Below are 26,075 nucleotides of genomic sequence, written 5' to 3'. Positions count from 1 at the left end.
TTATTGGAAACAATGCTATACTCTCAAGTAAACGACTGTATGAGGAAAGGTGAGAAGTTCCATGAAGATAACTAAAGCAATCATTCCGGCGGCGGGCCTTGGTACCCGTTTTTTGCCGGCAACCAAGGCGATGCCCAAAGAAATGCTGCCGATTGTCGACAAGCCGACGATCCAATACATTGTAGAAGAAGCAATCGCCTCTGGCATCACGAGCATTATCATCGTTACGGGCAAAGGCAAGCGGGCCATTGAAGATCATTTCGACCATGCCTTTGAACTTGAACACGTACTAAAAGAACAAGGAAAGCTCGACATGCTGGACTCGGTCTTGGCGACATCTGAAGTGGAAATCCATTACATCCGCCAAAAACAGCCGCTCGGCCTCGGCCATGCCATTTGGTCAGCGCGCCACTTTATTGGAGATGAGCCGTTTGCGGTGCTGCTTGGGGATGATATTGTCCAAAACGATCCACCCGCGCTTCTTCAATTGGTGGAGCAATTTGAAAAAACCGATAGTCCCGTAATCGGCGTCAAGGAAGTCAACGATAGCGACACGCATCGTTATGGCATTATCGCCCCATCCGAAATCGATGGAGCTGTTATGAAAGTCGATCATTTTGTCGAAAAGCCAGCTCCGGGCTATGCGCCATCCAATTTTGCCATCATGGGCAGGTATGTCCTGACGCCGGAAATCTTCCAATTGCTGGCTGAACAGCAACCCGGTGCGGGCGGGGAAATCCAATTGACCGACGCCATCGGAAAATTGAATGCAATTCGTCCAGTCCTGGGGTTTGCTTTTGACGGCAAGCGCTACGATGTAGGCGAAAAATACGGGTTCATCGAAACGACGATCGAGTTTGCCCTTCAACGCCCTGAATTGAAAGCTCGGCTTTTGAAGTTATTCGAACAGAAATTAGCCGAAGAAAAGACGGGACAATAGTTTCATTTATCGATTGAATTTTCTGATAATGAATGACATACTAAATATAAGCTCAACCGAATGGACACTGTGAGGAGGAGATTCGATGATTACAGAAGATGATATCCACGTCGACTACCGGATCCAGATGCGGCCGGGAACTGAAATCTTTGCTTGTGAAGCAGATTGTACACTGAAAGGGCAAGACGAGCAGGTACAAGTAGGAGATGCCCGTTTCTATTTGTTTAATCCACAGCGCAGTTCGCTTGAATCTTTAGCCATGTATGCGGAACACATCTCTGAGGGTTTGGGGGAAGTGTACCGCGACCTGAAGCATATTCCAGATATCGATGATGTCTTTGGGCTAGTTGCTGTATTTGATGACTTGAAAGTGGCAGAAGATGAGCGCAACAAAGGCATCGGGGAATCCTTTGGCCAAAAGATGCTGGAGGAGTTGCGTTTTCTAGATGTTGAGCTGCTGGTTGTCATTCCTGGCTATTATACGAATACAAGTAAACAAGACGAGGCCTATAATAAGAAAATTAGGGCTTATTACAAAAAGAATGGATTCAAGCGCTTAAAGAAAAACATGGATAACCCAGTCATGTATACGTATTTATAAAGCAAAGGAAAAGCTGTCGAACTGGCAGCTTTTTTTGTTTGCTTAAAGCAACAAAGACTAAAACCAGAGTTTTTTCAAAAAAACCTTGGATTTTGATGGGAATTATTGTATCCGCTTTCAATCGCTTCAGGGAGTGGAGTGTGAATCTTTCTACATAGCAAAAATAATATCTGAAAATTAAGATTATATAATACTTAATACCTAAAATACTCAAAAAATCACAGGATATTATTACTGACAATACTTTTTATACTAGTTTAAATTGTTTTTGTGTAGTAGTATAGGTTTATGATATTTCAATATTTATAATATTGAAATAAATAACAGGTAATTTAACCTATGCGATGGGGTGGGCAGAATGAAAAACAATTTGAAACTTGGAATTCTGATTTTAACGATGCTTGGATTCGGGTGGGCATTATTTTCGCTAGTTCTGCCGTTTTCTACCGAAATGCTTCTCGTGGCGGGGCTCTCAATCCTGTTCATGACTTTGATTCATGAACGCTATGTATTCCTGTATGGCATAAGCATCATTTTAAGCTACGGGACTTTTTTGACGATCTTTGCCTTTTTCTTCACGCAACGGCCGGAATTGGAAATCATGTATGTCTATAGCCATTTGCTATTTACCGGGTTTATCCTGTCATTTTGGCTATTGCTCAACCAAATTAAGCAAATTGGCTACGAAGCCAGCGAATTGCGCAGGCAAGTGCAACTTCTCCAGAAATATCACGGGGAAACAGATATTCTAACGGTGAATGAGTTCACTGAACAGGCACAATGGCTGTTGAAAACTACTGAACGCCGTCAGGAAGAAGCGTGGTTTGTAGAAATTTCAATCAATACGAAAAATAAACGCACGCAGCAAAATCTCAAAGAGTCTCTTGAGCGGGCAACTTTGTCGACCATCCGCCAAAAATTCGATTTGGCGACCTCAACGGGGCAATCGATTTATCTGCTGCTGAAAGATATCGATGAAGAAGGGGTTCGTCTCATGATGGAACGCTATCGGGACAAGGTGAAGCAGGAGCTGAATTTGCTGGATTCCCCTTATAAAATCAGAAAGGAGCAGGTGTCCAATTTAAATGAACTATCTCGTGCTTTAGGTAAGGCCATATGAATATACTTATCACCGCCACAGTTATTCTGTTTTGGGTTTTGCTGCTGTTCTATTCCGCGGTGACGATTGGTGGCGTCTGGTACAGATTGCGGTTCCGAAATCCGCCGAAGATTAAACATTATCCGAGCGTCGCCGTGCTAATTCCAGCTCATAATGAAGAAATCGTCATTGAAAATACATTGCGTGCCATGGCGCGGCTTAAATATGAAGGCAAGCTCGATATTTATCTATTGGATGACAGTTCCAAGGATGGGACGGCTGCCATCGTCCAGGAATTTGCGGAAGTCTTTTCGCGCATCCATTACATTCCGGTTCCTCCAGGTAATCCGAAAGGCAAATCGCGTGTTTTAAACTACGGATTGAGTATTACGGATTCAGATTATTTCGTAGTCTATGATGCTGACAATGAACCTGAGGCCGATGCTTTGGAAAAATTGGTCCAGGCAGCGGAAGTGGTGCCAAACGCAGCGGGTGCTGTCGGATACGTCAAAACTAAAAATGTGGATACAAATATATTGACCCGCATGATAGCGCTCGAATTTCAGGTGTTTCAACTACTCATGCAATGCGGCCGGTGGGCACTCTTTAGACTTGGGTCACTAGCGGGTACGAACATGCTGCTGCGCCGTTCGGTTGTTGAAAAGCTGGGAGGATACGATGTGTACGCGCTGGCGGAAGATGCCGAACTTACGGTCCGTTTGACAGCGGCCGGTTATGTATTGCCGGTGATTCCGACTTCGCGCACTTGGGAGCAGGAGCCAGAAACATTAAAGGCCTTTATTAAACAGCGGACACGTTGGCTTACGGGAAATCTCTATTTGCTTGAAAAGTCGATAAAGGATCGGTCGCATTGGAGAGGGAAAACCTTCGTGCTCAGTTTGCAGCATCTCTTCACGTATTTGATTTTCGTATTGATGCTGCTAATATCGGATGTTTTCTTCGTCCTGAGCATTGCTGGGGTAGACATCCCGAACATTGGCGCTCCGCTTATGATGCTTTGGTTTATGACCTATATTGTCTATACGGCACAGCTTCTAAGCGCATTGGTCATTGACCGCAATGTCTCATTGACCAATGTACTCTACGTTTTGGTCATGTACTTCACTTACGCCCAATTATTTATTCTGTTATTGGTCCGCAGCGTCACGACATACACATGGAGTAAATTGCGTAAAAAAACAATCGCTTGGGACAAAACGCAGCGCTTCAAAGGGAGGGTGGATTCATGACAAAAGGGCTCTTATTGGCAATGGTTTCCGGGCTTTTTCTTGTTGCATGCAGTGAGGAGGCAAGTGAACCTGAACCTCCGAGCGAAGAGCAGCAATTACCGGATGATAGTGAAGAGGCCGTGGTGGAAAAAGCAATTCCTGAAGGCTTTGCAGAAAATTATTTCGATGAAAAACGATTTATCCATGCCTACCCATCTGCCCCAGATTCACAGTATCTCTCAGAAAGCATCGGGTTATACATGGAGTATTTAGTGATGATGGAAGACGCGGAACAATTTGAACTTCAGTACAACAACCTGCTAGATGAGTTTGTGGTAGAAAAAGAGGAAGATTTTTTTATCAAATGGCTGATTTATGAAGATGCAAGCGTCAATGCGCTGATCGATGATATCCGGATAGCTGCAGTGCTCAGGGAGGCAGCTGAATTATTTGGACAACCCGAGTATTCCGACACCGCGGACCGGATTATTGAAACGATTTCTCGGATCCAAACAAATAATGGGTACACGGTCGATTATTACGATTGGCAAGTGGAATTTCCAGCGCAGCGAGTAACCTTGAGTTATTTGATCGACGATGTTCCAAAAGACATGAACGCGGATCGAGTGCTAGAGAACGTCGATGCCAGCGAAGTATTCTTTCCGGAGTATTTCGATGTGGTAAATGAAGTTTATGTGAAAAGCGAAGTTGTCCATCCGATCGATCAATTGCTGATTGCCATTAACCGAGAACGAATTGGTTTATCCTCGGACCTTTTTGAGGAATGGCTTAAAACCGAATGGGCGGAAGAAGGGAGATTGTTCGGAAGGTACGACCGCGAGACACTTCAGCCGGCGGTAAGGTATGAATCGCTGGCAATGTACTTTTTCATGAATGAATATTTCCTGATTATTGGAGAAGATCAAGCAGCGGAAGAAGTGAAAACCCGTGCGACAGAGATGATCGAAGAGAACGGGGAAGGCGAAACGCATTTCTTCGATTTTATCCATTACCATCTCATGATGGAAGATGAGACGAAGTAGGAAAGGGGGCTCCATTGATGAAAAAGATCGTTTCCCTCCTTTTGCTGGCGGTTATTTTAACCGCCAGCCCTTGGCAAGCAATTGCAGATCAGTCAACGAGCGATCCTTCAAAGGTCCTGATTTTATACCACGCAGAAGAAGAGACGCAAGAAGAAGAAGTGCCACTTCTCGACATGTTGGTTGGGCATTTCAGTTCGGATATAACGATACAAACCATTGAAGACGCTGCGGCAGAATATGTTAAAGGCGATTATACGCATGTTATTTATTTAGGGCTTGGGAAAAGACAATTAACAGAAGAAGAATTATTTGTAGTCGACCAATACGATGACATTAAAAAGATGTTCATCGGGAATTATTTCGAATACTTCAAAGAAGCGCCAGGGCTCAGCATTCGAGATTACCGCAATATTGATGCTGTAAGCGGTGATGGCAAAATGTTCGATTTGAGAGGAAAAAAAGAAATGATGCTCATCAATGGGGTCGGCCAAATGCAGGTCCTATATGAAGGCCGGGCATCTGATGGATCATATCCTCTGATTTTCAAAAATGACAATTTGTATTATGTGGCAGCCAACTCGATCACTGGCAGGCTCGGCGATATTGTAGGGGAATCGCTCTTCGACTTTTTTGATCAAGAAAAGTCCCAGCCGAAGAAACTGATCCGCCTGGAAGATATCCATCCGAGAAGCGATCCGGTGTTGCTCAAGCAAGTCGGTGATTATTTAGCGGAGCGGGACATCCCTTATGCGGTGACAGTCGTGCCGGTTTATAAGAATCCAGAAACGGGACAAGACATCCATTTATCCCAAGCGCTTGAGTTGGTTGAGGTGCTTCAGGAGATGCAAAAAAATGGCGCAAGCCTCATTCAGCATGGATATTACCATCAATACCGGGAAGATGAGACAGGTGAAGGTTTCGAATATTGGGATGTCGATTATGATCGCCCGATTTATCAATCGAATACGGCAGAAGTGAAGCTGAGAGAAGATTTCACTTCTGGTGAAGCTTATCAAGATTTCGTCCAAAATATCGGCTTGCCCTATGAGCAAACGTATATATACGATTCCATCGTTAATGGGGTATATGAAATGACGGCGGAAGGCTTGTACCCGATTGCCTTCGAGGCGCCCCATTACTCGATGTCGCAAACCGGCTATCAAGAGCTGTCTAAGTATTTCACGACTTATGTCGGCCAAATCCAAATTTCCGACCGGACCTATGATGGAACTTTTGTGCCCTTGTATGAGTCGACTCCAGCAGGCCTTCATGGAATGAAAGTGATTCCTGAAACAATGGGGTATGTTGATCCGAAAAGGAAAGGGTCAATTGAGCGGATGATGCAAAAAGCGGATTATGCGTCTCAATTCAGCGACAGTTATTTAGCATTTTTCTACCATCCCTATTTGGGGATCGAAAAGTTTGATGAGCTGATGACCCAATTGGAGAAATACGATCAGTACGAATGGGTCGATTTGAAAGAGATGGAACATAAGACGGAAGTGGATGGAATGGTGGTAGAAACTGCGAATGGCGATATCAACGTTTCACGCCCGATGAGTGTTCTTGTAACGCAAACGACGAGAGATCTTTGGTGGGTAGCCATTCCGCTCATTATTTTTGTCATCATAGCAATAGCGACCATTGCTCGGAAATTCCGTAAGCAAAAAACGGATAGTGAATTCTGGGAGAGCCAATGAAACCGGCCGTGTATAACAAAGTGGGGCAGAGAATTTCTCTGTCCCATAGTTTTTTTCGGTAAGCTAGTGTAAGATAATTTGGGTGGAGAAATTCAATATCTTTTTGATTTTTTGCCAATTATTTTACGAGGAAGATAATATAATGAATAACTTTAAACATTTACCATTTTTCATCTGCTTAGCGTTCTTTTCCGGCATAGCCTTGCTTTTTTTTCGGTGGCCATTTTACGAATACGCTTTAATGGCGGCTTTTGTATCAGTTCCGTTTCTCCTGTGGCTGCCTAGGAAACAGCTGCCGGTCTTTTTATTTGTGGTGCTAATTGCATCACTTTTGATGGCGGTTCAAGAACCTGCTGCAGCCATGAAATCTATAGGGAATTATTTCCTGCTGTCGGTTTTCCACTTTTCACTTTGGACAGTTTCCGAACAATTAAAATTACTGGCAGAAGAAACAAAACTTCTGAAAGATGAGCGGGCACTTTTGCTGCAAAAAGACGAGGAGCTTCGTGCGCTGAATTTGCAGGAATTTGTGGAACAGGCTTTATGGATGTTAAAGACGAACAAACAACAAGACCGAACGTGGCTAATGGAAGTGGCACCGTTTGCCAGCTGCCCTTTACAAACCCGAGAATTGGAGCGGGCAGCGCTGCTATCGATAGTTCGGGAACGGGATCTCGTAACTAGCAGAAAAGGAGCGGTTTATCTGCTAGTCAAAGAAACTGGGGAAGATTCTGTTCAGCCTTTGGTGAAGCGGATTGAACAAGCGATGGAGACGGAGCATGAACCTGCAAGATTTAAAATAACCAAAACGGCGATTACTTCAGTCGGCGAAATGGGGAGTTTATTCAGTTGAAGAAATTACATGCAAGGAAATCATTAATCATGGCAGTTTTGGGAAGCTTGGCGATAGGGGGATGTGGAATGGTCAATGGGCAAGAAAGTTCAGTTCAGGAGACAGTCGACTCCCATTATGTTAATGACGAAGGGGTCATTCATGCCTATCCAGACAAACCGGAATCTGAATATCTGTCAGAGAGCCTTGGTTTGTATATGGAATATTTGCTGCAAGTTGGAGATAAACAGCATTTTGCAGAGCAGGCAGCCATTCTGGAAGACCGGTTTTTAGTCGAGGCTGGGGGGCAAGTATTTGTCCCTTGGCGACTTTACGAAGAAGCGAATGTAAATGCATTGATCGACGATGTGCGCATTTCAGCGGCGTTGGAAGCGGCAGCTGAACAATTTGCAGAACCTGCTTACTCAGAACTTTCCAAGCAAATACTATCTGCAATTGAAGATCGTCAGCATCAGCAAGGAACTGCCGTTGACTTTTACGACTGGTCTTTTCAATTGGCAGGCAATCGACTGACACTCAGTTATTTGATTGACGACATGACGGTGCTTCCCGAATCTTATACTATGCTGAATTTGGAAGAGACGGGTATTTTTTTCCCGGAATATTATGACTTTGAGAAAAAGCGATATGTCAAAAGTAAAGAAGTCCATATGATTGACCAATTATTGATTGCAATCAATCGTTTTGACCGAGGTTTGGAGTCTCCTGAATTTAAGAAGTGGTTGATTGATGAGTGGGACAGCCAAGAGAGATTGGCTGGGCGTTACGACCGAGAAACTGGAGAGGCGGCTGTCGATTATGAATCGCTAGCAGTATATTATTATTTGTGGCAGTACTTCGAGCGTGTCGGTCATGTGGAATTATCGGAACAAGCAGTACAGCGTGCAGAGTCATTGGCGGGAGAAGAATTACCGGGGGAACTTCATTTTTTTGACTTCATCCATTACCAAATGATGATGCACGGACAATAATAAGGCTGTGTCAGTAAAAAGGCGAAAAGGAGAAATCCTTTTCGCCTTTTTTAATGGTTTCGACCAACTTGTATTTGACTCACCTAGTTAGTTTATTTTCCAGCAGGGTATGGAAATAATAAGGCGTGAATTTCAGGAGGTGGTCGAATGGAAATGGTCTTAGCGGTACTGATTGGTCTCGCGTTGAGTGCGACGGTCGGCTTCCGTATTTTTACCCCATTGTTGATCACAGGAATTTTCGAACGTGTTGATTGGGTCACTTTGTCTGAAGGGTTCAGTTGGGTCGGCAGCACGCCTGCACTTATTGCGTTTGGGGCAGCTACGATATTCGAAATTCTGGTCAATTATATTCCGGCAGTCGGTTCATTTATGAAATTGATTTCCACGCCGGTCGCGGCACTTGCTGGAATCTTGTTGACGGCATCATTTATCGGGGATGTGAACCCGTTTTTGGAATGGACCATCGCAATTGTCGGTGGGGGCGGTGTAGCTACAGCTTCTCATGCTACTTTGACAGCGGTGAAAGGGGTCAGCGATACAGTGTTGATGGGGCCGGCTGTCTCGGTTGCAGAGGATGCCACCGCTACCATCGCACCGATATTGATTTTTTTGGTGCCGGTACTGGCGGTCGTGTTTTTGCTGGGGATGGCAATTGTGATGTTCCGTTTGTATAAACGTTTTTTATACAGGAAAAGCCCAGCTTGACTCGCTTTAGCATCTGGATAAGAAAATGGAAAAAAGCCATCCAAGGATGGCTTTTTTTTGTCTTTAAGGTCAACGCGGGATGGTCAGCACTTGACCGACGCGAATGGAATTGACATTGGTAATTCCATTCGCTTTGGCGATGGCCGTGACAGTCGTATTGTACGTTCTGGCGATGCTGTACAAAGTATCACCAGCTTTTACCGTATACTTAACTGTGACGGCAGGGGGCGGCGTTTGTTTGACTGGGATCGTCAAGACTTGGCCGACGCTGATGAGATTGATATTGGTAAGATTATTGGCGGATGCAATGGCTGAAACGGTCGTTTTGTATTTGCTTGCGATGCTATAAAGTGTATCTCCCGCTTTCACGGTGTATTTCACAGAAGATGCCGGCGGCGGTGTTGGGCTGCTTGTGCCAGGAATCCTCAACACTTGGCCAACGCGAATTAAATTGTAATTGGTGATGTTATTGGCTTTTGCCAAAGCAGCTATAGTCAGATTGTATTTTTTAGCGATGCTGTAAAGTGTGTCGCCGGCTTTGACTGTGTAGGTGGTCCCGCCAGCTGCAGGCAACTTCAATAGTTCGGAAACGGTAACGAATTTATAGCCTTTTGCTTTCAACTTGCTGATCATGCCAGGGAGTGCGCCAGGGGTTCCTGAAGCTCCAGCGCCTGTATGCATTAAAACAATGGATCCTGGCACGATGTTATTGAGGACTTTATTGGTGATTTCAGTAGAAGATAAGCCTCTCCAGTCGATGGTGTCAATATTCCATTGAATGGTGTGCGTATACCCTGCGTCGCCCACAGCTTTTAACACGGTCGTATTGGAAGCGCCGAATGGTGCACGGAAAATAGGTTTCGTCGATTTCCCTGTGGCGTTTCGATAAGCGGTTTCAGTACGGGCAAGTTCACTTTGAATAGCGGTGGTGCTGATTTTAGTGAAATCTGGATGCGAATACGAATGGTTGCCGACTTGATGTCCGGCATTGGCGATATTGCGGATCCAGCCCGGATGATGATTAATACCAGAACCTGTAAGGAAAAAAGTGGCTTTGATGTTATTGGTTTTCAGCGTATCGAGAATTTTATTGATATTGGTCCCGTCGGCTCCATCATCAAAGGTCAAGGCGACTACCTTGCTCGTCGTATTGCCTTTTGTGACGTAAGTAGAAGATGCGGCATTTGCTTGGCCTGTGAATGACAGTAGTGAAAAGAGCAGTAATCCTGCTATTGCGAGCAACTTACTCCATTTGAATAACATTCGGCTCACCCCTTATTTGTTTAAGCCGTCTATTGGCTTATGTATGTGAAAAAATATGAAAAAGGGTATGGCTTTGTAACGAATATCCAATATTCAATAATTTGCATAGTCTTATTATATCATTTTATTCAACAAAAACTATTAATTAGTTTGAATATTCAGTAAAATATAATTATCTTTAGGGATCCTATCCTCTGACATTTTCTGCTGCCAAATGGTCTTGATTCTGTTTGAGCGATACCGATGTCTGAAAATTCCTGAGGGCGGGTATGGAATAGCAAATGAGGGGAACGGGAGGGAAATTTGCATGCGTTATATGAAAGAGCCAACGATTATAGAGCGTGGTGAACAACCGTATGTAGGCATTGCAGCTAAGGTTTCGGAGCACATCGAAACAGCACCCGAGCTGGCAGCTGAAGTGTTAGCTTGGTTACGTGCGCGTAATGAGTCACCTGCTGGGCAGCCGTTTATCCGCTTTTGGTGCCTTGATGACGATGGGCGCAGGCTGATTGAAGTGGGCATTCCGACAAAGAAACTTATGCCAGAAGATCACCGCGTCGTTTCCGGATATTTACCTGGAGGAGATTTTGCCCATACAACTCATAATGGCCCGCCAGATTGTTGTTGGTCTTCTGTAGAGGAACTAACCGATTGGTTGGGACGGGAAGGATTGTCGCCGGCATTGCGCTATGAAGGCGAGACGAAAATTTGGGACGGCCATATCGCCTTTTTCGTAACTGATCCCATTCACAAAAATACACAAGATGCTTGGGTGATTGAGCTGTTTATTCTGCTGCTCGCGGACCATGCTGCATAAGAAAAGACGCCTTGCTTATTGCCGTTGGTATCCGGCGATGGGCCAGGTGTCTTTTCCTGTAGGCTGAAGTGAAGGGCAGGGCGGGCAGTTGTTAAAAAAATAACTCGTGCTGCCGCTTTCGTTGTCTGGATAAATGGTGAATCGAGGCGTCAATTTCTTTCGAGATGCCGAATTGTTTATAAATAATACGCGTTCTGGTTGGAGACACGAACTCCATAGTGTATTGATGGTTGAAAATCCAAACACAAGTTAATTTGGACGGAGATTGAGTGGGATAGGCGGAAATGCCATCTTTTGAATACAAGACGATATGTTTTTCGAAACGTTTGAGATTATGTCGGGTAGCTTTCAGACGCAGATTGTATGGGCAAGCAACCGTCAAGCATGCTTTACCGATCAAGGCCAAGGGCGGCTCGGTTGAATAATACACGCCGTTCGTAGTCGTTGCGCGCGAACGTTTACCCGTCTCGTACCAAGATTCAAGAAGCACAAGCTCCCGATCGATCCCAAACTCGCCGCAATTCTTCATCCACTATCTCTCCTTTTTAAACACACGAAAATCGTATCACTTAATTTTTTTTGAATCAATAGTCATGCATAGTTTATTGTAATTATTATGGCAATTAGCAACTTCTAATGTACTTGTAAATGGATTTTTTATACACTTTTAAAAGCATTAGTGCTTATTAACCGTGCTGGACGCTAATTGAAGGCTTTCGTAAGCTGAATTTACCCGGGAATAACAAGGACGTCCAGAAGGAAAAGAACATGGAAGATTTCACGGAAGTGGCAGAACAGTATGCACCGATGATTTCATCGATTATCCGCAAGTTGAATATTTACGCAGATTATGATGCATTTCGCCAACTGGGGTTTATCGCACTTTGGCAGGCGTGGGAAAAGCATGATCCGGAAATTGGCCATTTCGCGCCGTTTGCCTACCGCAGCATTAACGGTGCCATGAAAGATGAATTAACGAGGCGCCAAAAAGGGGGCAAGAAGGTTAAGAATTCTGAGTTGTTTCTAGAAGAAGAGGAGGCCGTAGAATGGTCTGCGGAAACCTTACCTGAATGGTTGGACGCAGTTTCCCTGAGCCCGAAAGAACGGCGTCTGCTCCAACAGATGTATATAGATGGCTACAGCCTCGTGGAACTGCAAAAATATTACGGCGTCACATTATCCGGCATGAAAAAGCGCAGGGAGCGTATTTTATCAAAAGTCCGTGCGGCAATTTTACACCCATATAAAAGTTGCTAAAAATAGCTGGAACGCAAGAGGAAGTTATCGGTATAATAGGAATCTAAATGGGAAAGGTAGGTGCATTCATGGAAGCGATGATGACTGGCATGATCAATAATATTTTCTTCATCATTTTCCCGATCATCCTCTACCAGATGTTCGCAACAGCTGGACAGCGTAATTTCTTCGTCAGCCACCGGATGACCATGACCATCCTGTTTTCCATTTCCATCATTCTTTGCATGGTGTTTCCGTATCAATTTTTCACAGAAGATTATATATTTGATCTCCGGCAAGTGCCGATGATTGTCGGCGCTTTATACGGTGGCCCCATAGTTAGTGCAGTGCTATTCGTTGTATCAGCCGTTGGGCGAATAGCAATCGGCGGGAATGGCATGTATATTGCCATTTTGAATCAATTGATAGTAGCTATGGGCGTGCCTTTTCTTGCCCCGCTTTATGGCAAAATCAATCGCTGGTGGAAAGCGGTGCTCGTATTTTCGATTTCAATTGCGTCATTATTGTTTAATATGCTTGCGGGCTATTTCATCTTTGGGAATCCGATTCACAACTTGATTGGCATATGGCTCATGCTGATGCTCAACCAGGGCGGCATCATTATCCTGACCGCTTTGCTCATTGAACATCTGCAAAAACAAGAGTATCTATACAATTCGCTTATGCGCCATGAAAAATTGGAGACGGTTAGCCATTTTGCGGCTGCTGTGTCACACGAATTGCGTAATCCGCTGCAAAGTGTAAAAGGATTTGTGCAATTGCTGCAAGTGTACGAATATCCCCGGGCCAAACAGCTGGAGTTTCAGCAAACCATCCTGGAAGAAATTAAAGTAGCTGAAGATTTAATAGATGATTATTTAATTTACGCGAAGCCGGCTTACGGTGAAATGAAACAGCTCGAAGTGGAAGCTGAACTATCTCATGTTATCAAAATCATGTCTCCTTATGCCAATGCCAGAAATGTAGAGCTCTCGGTACAAAACGGCAGTTCCTTGAGCCTGATTTTAGGGGATTCGCAAAAGTTTCGCCAAGCCCTCGTGAACATTGTCCGTAATGGCGTGGAGGCAATGCCGGCCGGGGGGGAACTGGAGATCGAGCTCGAAGCATCTAGCTCTTCAATTTGTGTACATATCCGTGACGAAGGGGTGGGTATGACAAAAGAGCAGGTCAATCGCCTCGGGGAACCTTATTTTTCGAATAAGTCAAAAGGGACAGGTCTTGGGTTGATGGTCACATACAGTATCGTCAATCAAATGGATGGAGAAATCAGCGTCCAATCAGAGCTTGGCAAAGGTACTCGATTTACATTGGAATTTCCAAAGCTGACGAAATAAAAACCGCCTAGGCAGCCAATTGATGGCACGCCAGGCGGTTTTGCTATTGGTTTTGAAGTTTATGAAGAAATGGCAGAACGGCTTGTTCCTTCAATTTTGCTTCGAACATGACATCAACTTCATAGCCTTTCACGAGCTTTAGCAACTCATAAAAATCCTCTTCTGAAATGAGGTCATGATGACGAAGGTCCGTGAACCCTTCTCGCCCGGTGCTGATGTGGACTTTAGGGCGCCCATACCCTTCCCAAGTCGCCAGGATTTCCGAGAAGTCGACCGGTTCGCCTTCGTTATTGCAATTATGATGGTGGATATCGAAACAAATTGGCACTTTACACATGGCATGGACATCGAGTACATCGCGCAGTGTAAAGGTTTTGTCATCGTTTTCGAGCCTAAGTCGCTGCCGGATACTCGCCGATAGCTCTAAGTAATTTTCTGCGAAACGTTTTTTGGCAGTTTCTTTATCGCCATAAGCACCTCCGGTATGAAGGATCATGTCTGTGCCGCCAAGCAATTGAATTAATTTATCGTGGTATTCAAGGTCTTCAATCGATTTGCGGACTACTTCTGGTTTCGGTGAATTCAAGACTGTGTACTGTCCCGGATGGACAGAGACCCGGATGTCATGTTCAGCAACTAATCGTCGAATTTCACTGGCAATTTCGAGGAAGTCTGCATCTTCCCACCAGCGCCAATCGTTAATTGGGTGGGTGGACAGCGGGACAATAGAGCTAGAAGCACGATAAAACAGGATCCCTTGCTCTATATTCCACCGAATGACTTCTAAGATGGTTTCCATATTTTTGATCGTTAATTCTTTAATCTTGCCGACGCCTTCTTTTTCAGCTGTCGCTAATCGCAATGTGCGAAAAATTGTTTTAAGCTCTGTGTTCATGCAAGCATATCCTAATTTCATTATTCTCAGCTCCTCCCGCACAATATACCCGATTTACGTAGAAAACACACTAAAATTGGGTATAGTATTAGTAAAGACGAATCGAGGAGGAATTGGAATGACGGCAGAAATCACCAAAAATCCTACTGGCTATACTGCGACATTCGACAGGTATTTTGAGCATTCCACTGACAAGGTTTGGCAGTTGCTAACAGACAACCACAAAATTCATCGCTGGTTTTCAGGTCTTCAGATGGAAGAGGAAGGAGAGTCGGGCCATTTGACCTTGGAGATGGGGCATGGCAAAAAGAAAGAGTTGCCGATTACCGACTATAAACAAGGCGAAGTCCTAGCTTATGAATGGGGAGAAGACCATGTGCATTTTGAACTGAGCCCGGATGGCCAGGGCACAAGAGTGAAGATGGTTGAGACATTGCCCGACATTACCAGCGAGACTCCAAAAGACGTTGCGGGTTGGCACGTCGCGCTGGATATTATGGAAGCCATTTTAGATGGCCATGGAATTGAACGCAGCTCTGAATGGGAACGTTGGTATCCAGAGTACAAGCGCTTGTTCGAGAGCATGGGCGCCGATTTTGCATAGAAGGACGATAAACCCCTAAGTGGCTGAGCCGCTTAGGGGTTTGATGTGTTTTCTAACACTGTTTTTAGAGAAAATGTGCTCGTCTGAGTGCATTTCTTTAACGCCTAGAGGCAGCAAATGCCACCTTGTAAATCAGGGATTCAGGAAATCTGGAATTCGTATTTACGGTCTTCGCGAAATTCACCGTTATCGTAGCTTCGTTCAGCGAAAGTGATCAGTCCTGAGTTATCGATTAACAAAACCGTGGCGGAGCGTGTGCCGTAATCGGGCATTTTGATGAACATCGGCGACAAAGCGCGTTCCAAATCTAGGCCGACACCGGTTTTGGGCAAAAGATCATCAGGCGCTTGTTCAGCGTCTGCAAGAATTTCGAATAGGCGGTCCAGTTCCACTTGTTCGTTCACCGATACATAAGCATCGAGCTTTTCTTTTCCGCGTTCCACTTTCGGCCACGGAGTATTCAAGAAATGGTTGCTTAATCCGTGGGTGCCGGGTGGGACCTTTACCGGTTCGCCTTGAATATTGTTGTAATAATAAAGCCCGTCGGCATCGCCTGCGATTAAATTGAATCCGGCGTATTTCTGATCATCAATCGCCCGCAAGTAATCTTCTGGAGACAGCTGGCCGGCCAAAAAAAGTGTGACCAGTTCGCCACGGGATTTGGCGCTAGCTGCCATGTGTTCGGGGTCTCTATAATTGGTCAGCGCAGCGAAGCGGCCGGCCTTGTTGACTCCGAGCCAAGTGCCCATCTGGCTTAAATCACGGCCCGCGAGAATATCAGGGGAATCTTCCCAAAAGTGGGCGGGTGCTGCGGGGCGGCCGTAAAATTCATCCCGATTTGCAGCCACGATCAATTTATAGCGGGGATGCTGTTGGAATTGCAAATTGATTAAACACATAGTAAATCCTCCTCCTGATTGGATAGAGATAAATACAGAAATCCATATAAATCGTTGAGTTGATTTAATTATAACGGATGTGAAGGTGTGAGGCATTGAATGATAATTGTTGAAAGGAAGAGTGGTGTAGTTATCTTGATTCTTTTGGACTATCTCTATAAAGAAAGACAAAGAACATAGTGCGAATTATTTATTTGAAGATTCAGAAATTAAAATGGTTTTCTTTTCTTGTGAGAAATGATATGATTTTGTTAAATCTATAAACCTAGTTAATATACATTATATGTATTTATAAATGAAAAAATAAATCTTTTTACTTAGGACAATTGGTTTTCGAACTTCAGAAAGGCATAAAACAGGAGAATTTAATCTTTAAATATCTGATAATTCGGATAAAAAAGAGGTGAGGTGCTATGAGGGAGCCGGGCAAAAAAACAGTTTGGCTTTTGTTCTTTCTGCTCATATGCTGTGTAGCGTTTTATAGCGTTGGAATAACCAGTGCGGATTCCGGTAATTCGATTGTCTTAGAGGATGGAAAAGAAAGAATCGCTGCAGGCAGCCGGCTTTCTATTTTTGAAGATAAATTGGGCAATTTGCATATTGAGGATATTCAACGACCCCCTCATGCATGGAATTTCATGCCTGTCGGCAGTACCCCTGCGAATATTGGGTTCAGTTCATCAGTTTACTGGTTGAGGGTAGAAGTGGACAATCAAGCACAAGCAGAAAAAGAATGGCTTCTTGAACTGGGCTCATCAAGTATCAATCAAGCGAGCTTGTACACAATGGATGATGAGGGAGGATTTAAAGTTGCGCAGGCTGGCAAAGCTGTAGAGACCGAAATCATTCACCGAACTCCTGTTTTTGCCTTAACGCCGCCTTTAGGCAAGACAACCGCTTACTGGATACGCGTTGAATCATCAGCGCCGATTCAATTGCCGGTTACAATCTGGGAACGGTCAGCCTTTGAGAGCCAAACGAGGCACGAGATCGCATTTGTCGGTGTGCTAGGCGGGCTTGGTTTACTGTTTTTACTCTACTATGTCCATCGTTTCATCGTCATCCGGCAACGTGCTTATTTATATTTCGTGATTTATGCCATTACGGCGTTTTTTCTTTTTTCTTCTACCGCTGGGATGAGTTTGGATGTTATCTGGCCTGAGCTGGATTTGTGGAATGGCTATAGCGTGTTTTTCATGGTAGGGCTCGCGACGATATCGGTGACGCTATTGACGGAAGGATTGCTTCATACAAAGCGCCATGTGCCTGAAGCCGACCGGATAATGAAAGTGCTTTTGCTATTAAACACAGCGGTGCTAACCACCTTGTTCATATCGTTCGAATGGGCCAGGCTATTGCTCGTACTGGCGCTCGGTTCTACGGTGCTTGTCAGTTTGCTATTGACAGCTTATAGCATGAAGAGGGGATTAGTGCATGCCCGCTATTATGCGGTATCGTTGATTTTTTTCTTGGCGGCTGCCACATTGAATGGCTTGTATGTTTCAGGTGTTTTGCCAATTGTCTGGCCAGTAAGAGGATTGATTTTTTTCCTTGGAATACTGGCTGTTCTGCTTGCTTCGTTAGCGCTTTGGGATAAAGAAAAAATCCGAGAGCAAGAAAGGACCCAACGTGAACGAAACTCCGCTGAACGGCAGCGCATTGAAATCGAAAGGCTCCGCCAAGTAAATGAACGCAAAGACGAACTGCTCGCTATCACTTCCCATGGCTTGCGCACACCGCTTTATGGAATGGTGGGAATCGCAGAATCACTTCAAGAATCAGCTCACAGTAAAATGCCGCATTCTGTCATTCAACAATTGGAAACTATTTCTGAAAGCGGCAAAAAACTTGCGCGGATGATCAATGAAACACTGGATTTTTCAGGTTCCAAAAACCATGTGCTGTCTTTGCATTTGGAGCAGGTCAAACTGCCAGTCATTGCGGATTCAGTTGTCCGTTTATGCACCCCATTACTGAAATCAGGGGAAGTCAGCTTGAAGCATACGATTCCTCCTGATTTTCCGGAGGCCGTTGCCGATCCAGAACGAGTGCGCCAAGTGCTTTACAATCTCGTCGGAAATGCAGTGGAGCATACGGAGAATGGCATGATCACCATTTCTGCAAAAATCATCAAAAAGCAAGTCGCTATCACGGTTAAGGACACGGGCACAGGAATGGAAGAACAGCAATTGGATAGCTTGTTCGAACAAATGGGAACTTCTGCAGCCCCACATCTGGGCATCGGGATGGGGCTGAAGATCACTAAAAGGCTTGTCGAAATGCAAGGTGGCTGGCTGAAAGCAGAATCTGTCTATGGGAAAGGGTCTTCTTTCACTTTCACGCTGCCGCTTACTGAAGAAGAGCAGGAGGAGAAAGCTTCCCCTTCCACTGAAATCAAGGAACTGTCGGCTTCGCAGCTGGCAGACTCGTTAATTAAAGAAAAAAACATCAAGAAAGGCTTGCGGATTCTCGTCGTGGAGGCAGAAGAAGTCAATCGCTTGATGCTTGTGCACCAGTTGAAAGGGGAAGGATATAAAGCGGAAAGCGTTAGCTGTGGAGAAGAAGCGCTCGTGCATTTGGAGAACCGGCCCGCAGACTTGGTCATTCTTGACGCAGAACTTCCAGATATGGCCGGTGATGAACTATGCCGCCGCATCCGTGTCAATGCAACCTTGACGGAATTGCCGATCTTGATGTTATCCGATAAAGAAAGTGTGAGGGAAAAAACGAATGCTTTCAGTGCAGGAGCTAACGATTATTTAATAAAGCCATGTGATGTTGAGGAATTTCTCATGAGGGTGGAAACGCTCGCCACACTTCGCAGTATGACGCAAGAAATTACCAACCTGAATTTCTTCCTTGAGCGCAATGTCAAAGAGCGGACGATGGCGTTGGAAATCACCAATATGAACTTGTTGACGGTGAACGACGAAATTCAGGAAGTTGAGAAATCCCGCAATGAAATGCTGTCAGCAATTTCACATGAGCTCGGAACACCAATTACTTTGATTCATAGCTATATTCAAGCAGTAAAAGAAAGCTTGATCGAAGAAAATAACCCGCGCTATTTAGATATGATTCATAAAAAGTTGCTATTGCTGGAGCGTTTGACAGAGGATTTGGTTGAGTTGTCGAAATACAAATCAGGGAATATGACTTTGCGTTTTGGAGAACTACAGCTGGATGAGTGGCTAGAACGAATCGCTGCTTCTATGGAAGCGGACCTTGCGCAAAGCGGCAGACGCTTCCAATTTATGGGGCCAAGCGGAAAAGAACATGCTGGAGATTGGCGCATATTGGTTGATGTGGACCGTGTCGACCAAGTATTCTCGAACGTTTTATGGAATGCGGTTAAGCACACATCTCCTGAAGATGGCCACATTACCTTATCGGCGAGTATCCATTCAAGTGCAAACATATTGGATGAAACGGAAGCGGATGGTGAACTGATCATTCGTGTCGCAGATAATGGGTGTGGCATTCAAAAAGAAGCTTTGCCTCACATTTTCGACCGCTTCTTCAAAATCGATGAGTCGATTCATTATAAAGGAAGCGGGCTTGGCCTGGCGATTGCCAAAGAAATCATTCAATCGCATAAAGGAGAGATTTGGGCGGAAAGCGAAGAAGGCGAGGGCAGCACATTCATCATTGCCCTGCCTTTGAGATACTAATATAGGGGAGGGATCTTGATGAACCATGCGACCGTACTGATTGTCGAAGACGAAGATGGCATCCGCGAGCTAATGCGTTTGTTCTTAGTGAAGAAAGGCTATGAAATCCTCGAGGCTGAAGATGGTTTTGAAGCCTTGGATGTGCTGTCGAAAGAAAACCCGGACCTGATCTTGCTGGATATTGAAATGCCTGGTATGAGCGGCTTGGAATTGTGTGAAAAAATCCGGGTGCGCACGAAGACGCCAATCCTGTTCGTCAGTTACCGGAAAGAACTCGCTTATAAAATTCAAGGCTTGGAAGTCGGGGGAGATGATTATATCACCAAACCATTCGACTTCACAGAGCTCGAAGCGCGCGTCAAAGCGATTCTGCGCCGCAATGGGTGGAAGAACGGAGAAGAAGACAAGTTGTCGATCCTGAAATTTGGAGATCTCCATATCCATGTCGATTCGCGAGAGCTGTATGTGAAAGGCAAGCCGGTGAAACTTTATCACAAAGAATTTCAATTATTGCTGTTGATGGCACAAACGCCGAATCGTGTCTGGACTGCTGAACAATTATATGACCAAGTATGGGGCTATTATTCAGAAGGAGATGTCCAAACCGTCAAGGTCCACATCAGCAATCTCCGGCGGAAAGTAGAGAACGATCCGGCGGCTCCCCGCTATATCCAAACCGTTCGAGGGTTCGGTTACAAGTTTACAAATTGAAATTAGAAAGCCGATCGTTTTTGCCGAAAGGGCAGAAGCGATCGGCTTTTTTTGTTGAAAAATCCTGGGTCTTTATGCACTAGCGTGTGGCAAAAAAGCTGAGCGGAATTATTTTTTTAGATAAATCAAACTATTGAAACTATTTAACTTTGTTTTAACCTGCTCTCTCTAGTATGAAAGGTAAGTGATAGAAAGACAGATCTCAAGGAGGAATAGAAGATGATTGAAAACAAAATCAAGATGACGAACGAACCGCCTGTCAATTTCGAACAGCAAACCATCTTTAAGCAGAGCCGGGAAGCTCCGAGTGCGCAGCCTTCCATTACAGGGCTCGGCTTGTCGGAAAATGTGGCGGGTTCGCTTGCGTATTTGCTGGGATTTTTCTCGGGTTTTATTCTGCTGATGGTCGAGAGGGAAAATCGATTTGTCCGTTACCATGCCTTCCAGTCCGTATATGTGTCGATTCTTTTTTTCACATTGTTTACAGCAGCTGGCATGATACCGATGACAGGATGGGTTACTGAAGTGTTGCTGATGCCCATCGGCTTAGTAGTCTGGATCATCCTGATGTTAAATGCGCATAACGGAAAATCGATGCGTTTGTGGATAATCGGCCGCTTTGCAGAAAAACAGCTTCATTAAACAAGTAAAATCACCCCGTACATGGGGATATGAGGTGAAGACATGGAAAGTACATTCAATATGAAGGAATTTTTTAAGAATATGAAAAAGCGCTTGCCGCTCCTTTTGGCGATGACTGTTGCTTTTGTCGCCATCGCAGCCGCTGTCAGCTATTTGTGGATGAAGCCAGTTTATGAAGCTTCCACACAAATTCTCGTCAATAAAGCACCAGCAAATGCACAAGAATTCAGCATGCAGGATATTGATACAAACCTGCAATTGATTAGTACCTATAACGTAATCATCAAGAGCCCGGCAATTTTGACGGAAGTCATCAATGAACTCGGCTTGAATGAGACAGTGCAGTCACTGAACGAGCGAATCGAAGTTTCCAGCATCGAGGATTCGCAAGTCGTGACTTTAGAAGTCGAAGACGAATCGATGCAGCAGGCTGTGTTGATTGCCAATACGACCGCTAAAGTATTTGAACAGGAAATCCGCAATCTGATGCGTGTCGACAATGTCAGTATTTTGGCACCAGCGATGATGACAGCGAGCCCTGAACCAGTCAAGCCGGATCCACTGTTCAATATGGCAGTAGGTGCGATTATCGGCTTCATGCTTGGGACCGGCCTTGCGATTGTCCTGGACCAATTGAATACGACGGTGCGCACGGAAGAAGATATCGATGAATTGCTTGGCCTGCAAGTGCTTGGCATCGTGAGCCCGGTCGGCGACTTAGGCAAAACTGATAAATCTTCGAAACACACTGACAGAATGGAGTTGGATGAGAATGTTGAAACAGACAGCGTCAAAACGGCCGCTCGCCCGAAAGTTGGTAGCACGTATTAAACCTAACTCGGTAATCAGCGAACAGTACCGGACTATCCGTACAACCATTAATTTCTCTTTACCCGGAAACGAAATGAAGACGCTTTTGTTCACTTCTGCTTCAAAAGAAGAAGGGAAATCGACGACTTCAGCCAATATGGCGATCGTCTTCGCTGAATCTGGAAAAAAGGTGCTGCTTGTCGATGCGGATATGCGTAAGCCCACGTTGCATCATACCTTCCACTTGAATAACCATATGGGGTTGTCGAATTTGCTAATTGGCAAAGGTGAACTTGAGCAAAGTGTCCGAGACAGCGGCATCCAAGGCTTAGAATTGCTGACTTCCGGGCAGATTCCCCACAATCCGGCAGAACTACTGGATTCACCAATGCTCGATCGATTAATCGAAAAGATGAAGGAACGTTACGATTTAATTATTTTCGACTCGCCGCCAATCTTGTCGGTATCGGATTCCAAAATCATGGCGAATAAATGTGATGGAACGGTGCTTGTCGTTAATACAGGCAAGACGGAAAAGCAAAGCGCCATCAAAGCACGCGACAGTTTAACGACTTCCAAAGCCTATATCGTGGGGGTCGTGATGAATAACTACAAACTCAGCAAAGACCACTATTATAGCTATGAATACAATTACTAAGCGGTACTTGCGCGAGGTGAAGGAGCTGACGACATGACGATTACTAGACGCTATACTTCATTATTCTTGATCGACTCGCTGATCATCCTCTCAGCAACGTATCTCTGTTATTTGTTTTTATTGCCTTTTGACAATATCTTATCGAACCGGCTGCTATTGCTCATGACGATCACTTTATTTATCGCCCATCATTCTTTTGCCTGGCATTATGGGCTTTACCGGAAAGTGTGGGCTTTCGCCTCAGTCCATGAGTTGAAATCGATTGTCAAAGCGGTCACTTTAACGATGTTCGTGGCAACGGTTATGCAGTATATCCAGACAGGTGGGGTATTTGTTCGGATTTTAGCACTAACCTGGATGTTCCTCATCTTGTTCCTTGGGGCTTCGCGTTTTTCGTTCCGCGTTTTTCATGAACGCGAACCACGCAGAAGTGAAGGTCAATTAAGCCGTACGCTTGTGGTCGGGGCCGGAGAAGCGGGGCGGATGATTGTTCGGCAAATGAAGCAAAATCCGCAATGGGGGCGAAAGCCCATTCTCTTTATCGATGATAACCGCACGAAATGGGGATTGGAGATTTTCGGGATAGAAGTGGCTGGACCGATCTCGGAAATTCCAAGGCTGGCTGCACATAACGAAATCGACCAGATCGTCATTGCGATCCCGTCGCTGTCGAAAAGAGAAATGGCGGAAGTGACGAAACTGTGCATCGATACAGGACTTAAAGTGCAAACCATTCCACGAATTGAAGATTTGATGGTAGGCAAAGTTAAAGTCAGCGATATCCGTGATGTGAAAATCGAGGATCTTCTCGGCCGCGAAGAAGTCCGTTTGGATATGGAAGCCTTAACGGAAAAAATTGCCGGCAAGAGCATTATGGTCACTGGCGCCGGTGGGTCGATCGGCTCGGAAATTTGCAGGCAAATCAGCGCTTTTAAACCCGCACGCCTGTTATTGCTAGGCCACGGAGAAAACTCGATTTATACAATCGACCGCGAGCTGCGCGCAAAAGTGCCGAAAGAAATCGACATCGTGCCGATTATCGCAGATATCCAGGACCGCGACCGGATATTTGAGATGGTCGGAAAATTCAAACCGGATATCATCTATCATGCGGCAGCCCATAAACATGTGCCGTTAATGGAAGCAAATCCGCTCGAAGCCGTGAAGAACAATATTTTTGGCACGAAAAATGTCGCGGAAGCGGCTGACCGCCATGGAGTCGGAAATTTTGTCATGATTTCCACTGACAAAGCCGTCAATCCGCCGAACATCATGGGGGCCTCCAAGCGCTTTGCAGAAATGGTCGTCCAAAATTTAGCGGTTTCATCCAAGACGACATTCGCGGCAGTTCGTTTCGGCAATGTCCTCGGCTCTAGAGGAAGTGTCGTGCCCTTGTTCCGCGAACAAATTGAAAAAGGTGGGCCTGTAACCATTACAGATCCTAAAATGACGCGTTATTTTATGACGATTCCGGAAGCTTCGCGCTTGGTCATCCAGGCGGGCATGCTTGCAACGGGCGGGGAAGTGTTCGTGCTGGATATGGGAGAACCGGTAAAAATCGTCGACTTGGCACGCAATATGATTCGTTTGTCTGGTTTTGAAGAAGATGAAATTCAAATCAAATATACAGGCATGCGTCCTGGTGAAAAACTTTATGAAGAATTGCTTGATCCGAGTGAAATTCAATCGGAAAAAGTATTTGCGAAAATCCATATTGGTAAAGCGACGCCAATCAGCCAAGTGGAAATTAGCCGGATTCTGAAAAAGCTTCCCGGTATGGAAGAACAGGAAATTCGCGATACTTTATTGAAGCTCGCGAATCGCCCAAAAGAAGACAAAGCAAAAGAAACAGCGTGGCAGGAACAATGGAAAATCGAAGGGGGATTGGCCTGATTACAGTAACTGCCGATAAGCGCAGGGGGGATGCAAAGTGAAGCTGCTATCAACAGAACTGTATGGGAATTCTCCCGTTTACCTCCAAAATTTATTGCTCAGTTTCCGGGAATATGCCCACTCACGAAAACGGTATGGCATGGGCTACTACCGATATCTTCATCAACTTTCCGGTATGGATGAAACAGACCGCCAGTCCGAGCAAAAACACCAGGATTTCGAACTTCGCTTGCTGCTCCACCATGCGGCAGAGAATAGTTCATTTTACAAAGGGATGTATGGGCGTGATTTAGCGGATATTCAATGTGCCAGCGATTTGCAGCAGTTGCCAATTCTTGAAGAAACTTTGTTCAATAATCGGATCGACGACATCTATACACAAGCTATCGGCAGGAAAAAAGACGCCTATGCAACTGCAAGAACTGGGCAACCGCCTCATTTAAGGTTGGCTAATGCGGATTGGCAAAAACAAACAGCGACTGTAGACCATTTCAAAAAACAGCATGGGGCCATCAATCTGGAGATGAAGCGCGCGACTTTCGATTCCGGAAATTTTGTTCCTGCTGCCCAAAAACAAGGGGCCTTCTGGCGTGATATTTATTATCTCAATCAGCGCCTGTATTCAGTCGACCATTGTACGAATCAATATTTTTCAGCGCTAGTAAACAATTTAAATGGTTTTCGCCCTGACTTCATCGATGGATTGCCTCAAGCAATACTTGCACTTGCACGTTATATCAATGAACAGCGGATTCTATTGAATTTTCAAGTGATCACCATTTTTGTGGAAACGGAGTTTTTAGTAGAAAGCGAGCGTGCGGAAATCGAAAACGCATTCGGCTGTTTTGTCCGTCAGTGGAGCATGAAAACTGAACGCTCACCCTTTCTTTCTGAATGCGTAGCAGGAAATCTGCATTTCAATATGCGGACGGGAGTGATGGAGTTTACGGATGACGGCGAAGTTCTGTTGACTCGTTTCCACACGAAAGGAACTCCCTTAATCCGTTTGAAAATTGACGAGCAATGGATGCCGGTAAATTGCCCATGTCCATGCGGCAGTGTGCATCCATTGGTTCGCAAACCATCCAAACCTATATCTGCTTTTTTGCAATCCAAAAGCAGGGGCAGGGTGACCAGTTTGTATTTAGCGACTATTCAAGAAAAATTCCAGCAAGTCGCACCTTCCATGCAATTTGTCCAAAACTCCATCGAAGCGATCGAGGTGTGGATCAGCGGAATTGCAGTTGTCCCTGCACAACTTGAACGGGATATTACCCAGGAAATGGCCAATATTTTTGGTGAGGACATGCGTTTTACTGTTAAAGGACGTTTAAACGATTTTTCAAAAGAGATGGGGCCAGCGGGTCTGATTATCAACAATTTGCAATTACCAAAAACTTGCCCAAACGATTACGGCATTGGCTGAACATGCCGAGGAATGAAGAGGAGGCTGTTGTACATGAACATTCGACAAAATGCA

The 26,075-nt window shown here is 45.0% G+C and carries 24 protein-coding genes; 20 read left to right on the top strand and 4 right to left on the bottom strand.

All coding sequences use genetic code 11. From position 1 onward, the window contains the following. Nucleotides 1-61 precede the first annotated feature (61 nt). From galU to AY633_RS03375, 9 genes are all read left to right on the top strand, one after another. Entirely contained in the window at nt 62-940 is an 879-nt protein-coding gene (gene galU / locus AY633_RS03415; protein WP_068486492.1) for a UTP--glucose-1-phosphate uridylyltransferase GalU, read from the top strand. Between the two features lie 85 nt (nt 941-1,025). Beyond that, complete coding sequence (locus tag AY633_RS03410) at nt 1,026-1,541, top strand: hypothetical protein (RefSeq protein ID WP_068463464.1); 516 nt, start codon at nt 1,026-1,028, stop codon at nt 1,539-1,541. A gap of 358 nt (nt 1,542-1,899) precedes the next feature. Beyond that, entirely contained in the window at nt 1,900-2,661 is a 762-nt protein-coding gene (locus tag AY633_RS03405) for a hypothetical protein (protein WP_068486490.1), read from the top strand. Beyond that, nucleotides 2,658-3,890, top strand: a complete 1,233-nt coding sequence (locus tag AY633_RS03400; RefSeq protein WP_068486488.1) for a glycosyltransferase — start codon at nt 2,658-2,660, stop codon at nt 3,888-3,890. The genes AY633_RS03405 and AY633_RS03400 overlap by 4 nt, the downstream gene beginning before the upstream one ends. Next, nucleotides 3,887-4,912: a hypothetical protein gene (locus tag AY633_RS03395; protein ID WP_068486486.1), complete on the top strand. Its 1,026-nt coding sequence runs from the start codon at nt 3,887-3,889 to the stop codon at nt 4,910-4,912. Before AY633_RS03400 ends, AY633_RS03395 begins: the two co-directional genes overlap by 4 nt. Before the next feature lie 17 nt (nt 4,913-4,929). After that, on the top strand, nt 4,930-6,612 hold the full coding sequence (locus tag AY633_RS03390) for a polysaccharide deacetylase family protein (RefSeq protein ID WP_068486484.1): 1,683 nt from the start codon (nt 4,930-4,932) through the stop codon (nt 6,610-6,612). A gap of 142 nt (nt 6,613-6,754) precedes the next feature. Then, nucleotides 6,755-7,465, top strand: coding sequence for a hypothetical protein (locus AY633_RS03385; protein ID WP_068486482.1), 711 nt, complete (start codon nt 6,755-6,757; stop codon nt 7,463-7,465). A 68-nt stretch (nt 7,466-7,533) separates the two neighbouring features. Further along, nucleotides 7,534-8,436 carry a hypothetical protein gene (locus tag AY633_RS03380; RefSeq protein WP_068486480.1) on the top strand — a complete coding sequence of 301 codons (903 nt, stop codon included), beginning with the start codon at nt 7,534-7,536 and terminating at the stop codon, nt 8,434-8,436. Nucleotides 8,437-8,583: 147 nt separating this feature from the next. Next, complete coding sequence (locus AY633_RS03375; RefSeq protein ID WP_068486478.1) at nt 8,584-9,141, top strand: DUF4126 domain-containing protein; 558 nt, start codon at nt 8,584-8,586, stop codon at nt 9,139-9,141. Between the two features lie 69 nt (nt 9,142-9,210). Here AY633_RS03375 and AY633_RS03370 read toward each other — a convergent pair whose 3' ends face one another. Next, nucleotides 9,211-10,404, bottom strand: coding sequence for a LysM peptidoglycan-binding domain-containing protein (locus tag AY633_RS03370; protein WP_068486476.1), 1,194 nt, complete (start codon nt 10,402-10,404; stop codon nt 9,211-9,213). A gap of 307 nt (nt 10,405-10,711) precedes the next feature. On the opposite strand from AY633_RS03370, the gene AY633_RS03365 reads away from it, so the two are divergent. Next, complete coding sequence (locus AY633_RS03365) at nt 10,712-11,221, top strand: GyrI-like domain-containing protein (protein WP_068486474.1); 510 nt, start codon at nt 10,712-10,714, stop codon at nt 11,219-11,221. A 91-nt stretch (nt 11,222-11,312) separates the two neighbouring features. On the opposite strand, the gene AY633_RS03360 is transcribed toward AY633_RS03365, so the two are convergent. After that, nucleotides 11,313-11,750 (bottom strand): competence protein ComK, encoded by a 438-nt coding sequence (locus AY633_RS03360; protein WP_068486472.1) that lies wholly within the window; start codon nt 11,748-11,750, stop codon nt 11,313-11,315. Nucleotides 11,751-11,989: 239 nt separating this feature from the next. Between AY633_RS03360 and AY633_RS03355 the strand changes: the two genes are divergently transcribed. After that, nucleotides 11,990-12,478, top strand: a complete 489-nt coding sequence (locus AY633_RS03355) for a sigma-70 family RNA polymerase sigma factor (protein WP_068463444.1) — start codon at nt 11,990-11,992, stop codon at nt 12,476-12,478. Between the two features lie 47 nt (nt 12,479-12,525). Then, entirely contained in the window at nt 12,526-13,812 is a 1,287-nt protein-coding gene (locus AY633_RS03350; RefSeq protein WP_253183151.1) for a sensor histidine kinase, read from the top strand. A gap of 43 nt (nt 13,813-13,855) precedes the next feature. On the opposite strand, the gene uvsE is transcribed toward AY633_RS03350, so the two are convergent. Next, nucleotides 13,856-14,728: a UV DNA damage repair endonuclease UvsE gene (gene uvsE / locus AY633_RS03345; RefSeq protein ID WP_068486470.1), complete on the bottom strand. Its 873-nt coding sequence runs from the start codon at nt 14,726-14,728 to the stop codon at nt 13,856-13,858. Between the two features lie 97 nt (nt 14,729-14,825). Here uvsE and AY633_RS03340 point away from each other — a divergent pair, with 97 nt between their 5' ends. Further along, a complete protein-coding gene (locus AY633_RS03340) occupies nt 14,826-15,311 on the top strand; it encodes an SRPBCC domain-containing protein (protein WP_068486468.1) in 486 nt (161 codons plus the stop codon). Nucleotides 15,312-15,451: 140 nt separating this feature from the next. Here the strand turns inward: AY633_RS03340 and AY633_RS03335 are convergent, their stop codons facing one another. Continuing rightward, a complete protein-coding gene (locus AY633_RS03335; RefSeq protein WP_068486466.1) occupies nt 15,452-16,210 on the bottom strand; it encodes an NRDE family protein in 759 nt (252 codons plus the stop codon). A 413-nt stretch (nt 16,211-16,623) separates the two neighbouring features. On the opposite strand from AY633_RS03335, the gene AY633_RS03330 reads away from it, so the two are divergent. The 7 genes from AY633_RS03330 (at nt 16,624) to AY633_RS03300 (ending at nt 26,021) form a co-directional block, all read left to right on the top strand. Next, complete coding sequence (locus AY633_RS03330) at nt 16,624-19,881, top strand: ATP-binding protein (RefSeq protein ID WP_068486464.1); 3,258 nt, start codon at nt 16,624-16,626, stop codon at nt 19,879-19,881. Between the two features lie 18 nt (nt 19,882-19,899). Beyond that, entirely contained in the window at nt 19,900-20,592 is a 693-nt protein-coding gene (locus AY633_RS03325; RefSeq protein ID WP_068486462.1) for a response regulator transcription factor, read from the top strand. Between the two features lie 219 nt (nt 20,593-20,811). Continuing rightward, the gene (locus AY633_RS03320; protein ID WP_068486461.1) at nt 20,812-21,234 is read left to right on the top strand and encodes a DUF4870 domain-containing protein; all 423 of its coding nucleotides are present in this window, start codon (nt 20,812-20,814) and stop codon (nt 21,232-21,234) included. Nucleotides 21,235-21,276: 42 nt separating this feature from the next. Beyond that, the gene (locus AY633_RS03315; protein ID WP_068486459.1) at nt 21,277-22,065 is read left to right on the top strand and encodes a YveK family protein; all 789 of its coding nucleotides are present in this window, start codon (nt 21,277-21,279) and stop codon (nt 22,063-22,065) included. Further along, nucleotides 22,007-22,702 (top strand): CpsD/CapB family tyrosine-protein kinase, encoded by a 696-nt coding sequence (locus AY633_RS03310; protein ID WP_068486457.1) that lies wholly within the window; start codon nt 22,007-22,009, stop codon nt 22,700-22,702. Before AY633_RS03315 ends, AY633_RS03310 begins: the two co-directional genes overlap by 59 nt. Nucleotides 22,703-22,735: 33 nt before the next feature. Further along, on the top strand, nt 22,736-24,595 hold the full coding sequence (locus AY633_RS03305; protein WP_068486455.1) for a polysaccharide biosynthesis protein: 1,860 nt from the start codon (nt 22,736-22,738) through the stop codon (nt 24,593-24,595). 37 nt (nt 24,596-24,632) lie between these two features. Then, nucleotides 24,633-26,021: a phenylacetate--CoA ligase family protein gene (locus AY633_RS03300; protein ID WP_068486453.1), complete on the top strand. Its 1,389-nt coding sequence runs from the start codon at nt 24,633-24,635 to the stop codon at nt 26,019-26,021. Nucleotides 26,022-26,075: the final 54 nt, after the last annotated feature.

Origin of the sequence: Planococcus maritimus (genome assembly GCF_001592825.1) — a bacterium.
Classification (GTDB): Bacteria; Bacillota; Bacilli; order Bacillales_A; family Planococcaceae; genus Planococcus; species Planococcus maritimus_C.
This window is presented reverse-complemented; position numbering and strand designations above follow the sequence as displayed.

Excerpts from the sequence above, each read along its gene's own strand:
- uvsE (WP_068486470.1), bottom strand. The coding sequence starts at position 14,728 with ATGAAATTAGGATATGCTTGCATGAACACAGAGCTTAAAACAATTTTT.
- AY633_RS03375 (WP_068486478.1), top strand. The coding sequence starts at position 8,584 with ATGGAAATGGTCTTAGCGGTACTGATTGGTCTCGCGTTGAGTGCGACG.
- AY633_RS03335 (WP_068486466.1), bottom strand. The coding sequence starts at position 16,210 with ATGTGTTTAATCAATTTGCAATTCCAACAGCATCCCCGCTATAAATTG.
- AY633_RS03305 (WP_068486455.1), top strand. The coding sequence starts at position 22,736 with ATGACGATTACTAGACGCTATACTTCATTATTCTTGATCGACTCGCTG.
- AY633_RS03325 (WP_068486462.1), top strand. The coding sequence starts at position 19,900 with ATGAACCATGCGACCGTACTGATTGTCGAAGACGAAGATGGCATCCGC.
- AY633_RS03360 (WP_068486472.1), bottom strand. The coding sequence starts at position 11,750 with ATGAAGAATTGCGGCGAGTTTGGGATCGATCGGGAGCTTGTGCTTCTT.
- AY633_RS03310 (WP_068486457.1), top strand. The coding sequence starts at position 22,007 with ATGTTGAAACAGACAGCGTCAAAACGGCCGCTCGCCCGAAAGTTGGTA.
- AY633_RS03330 (WP_068486464.1), top strand. The coding sequence starts at position 16,624 with ATGAGGGAGCCGGGCAAAAAAACAGTTTGGCTTTTGTTCTTTCTGCTC.
- AY633_RS03320 (WP_068486461.1), top strand. The coding sequence starts at position 20,812 with ATGATTGAAAACAAAATCAAGATGACGAACGAACCGCCTGTCAATTTC.
- galU (WP_068486492.1), top strand. The coding sequence starts at position 62 with ATGAAGATAACTAAAGCAATCATTCCGGCGGCGGGCCTTGGTACCCGT.
- AY633_RS03395 (WP_068486486.1), top strand. The coding sequence starts at position 3,887 with ATGACAAAAGGGCTCTTATTGGCAATGGTTTCCGGGCTTTTTCTTGTT.
- AY633_RS03385 (WP_068486482.1), top strand. The coding sequence starts at position 6,755 with ATGAATAACTTTAAACATTTACCATTTTTCATCTGCTTAGCGTTCTTT.
- AY633_RS03315 (WP_068486459.1), top strand. The coding sequence starts at position 21,277 with ATGGAAAGTACATTCAATATGAAGGAATTTTTTAAGAATATGAAAAAG.
- AY633_RS03400 (WP_068486488.1), top strand. The coding sequence starts at position 2,658 with ATGAATATACTTATCACCGCCACAGTTATTCTGTTTTGGGTTTTGCTG.
- AY633_RS03410 (WP_068463464.1), top strand. The coding sequence starts at position 1,026 with ATGATTACAGAAGATGATATCCACGTCGACTACCGGATCCAGATGCGG.
- AY633_RS03380 (WP_068486480.1), top strand. The coding sequence starts at position 7,534 with ATGGTCAATGGGCAAGAAAGTTCAGTTCAGGAGACAGTCGACTCCCAT.
- AY633_RS03350 (WP_253183151.1), top strand. The coding sequence starts at position 12,526 with ATGGGAAAGGTAGGTGCATTCATGGAAGCGATGATGACTGGCATGATC.
- AY633_RS03370 (WP_068486476.1), bottom strand. The coding sequence starts at position 10,404 with ATGTTATTCAAATGGAGTAAGTTGCTCGCAATAGCAGGATTACTGCTC.
- AY633_RS03355 (WP_068463444.1), top strand. The coding sequence starts at position 11,990 with ATGGAAGATTTCACGGAAGTGGCAGAACAGTATGCACCGATGATTTCA.
- AY633_RS03365 (WP_068486474.1), top strand. The coding sequence starts at position 10,712 with ATGCGTTATATGAAAGAGCCAACGATTATAGAGCGTGGTGAACAACCG.
- AY633_RS03340 (WP_068486468.1), top strand. The coding sequence starts at position 14,826 with ATGACGGCAGAAATCACCAAAAATCCTACTGGCTATACTGCGACATTC.
- AY633_RS03390 (WP_068486484.1), top strand. The coding sequence starts at position 4,930 with ATGAAAAAGATCGTTTCCCTCCTTTTGCTGGCGGTTATTTTAACCGCC.
- AY633_RS03405 (WP_068486490.1), top strand. The coding sequence starts at position 1,900 with ATGAAAAACAATTTGAAACTTGGAATTCTGATTTTAACGATGCTTGGA.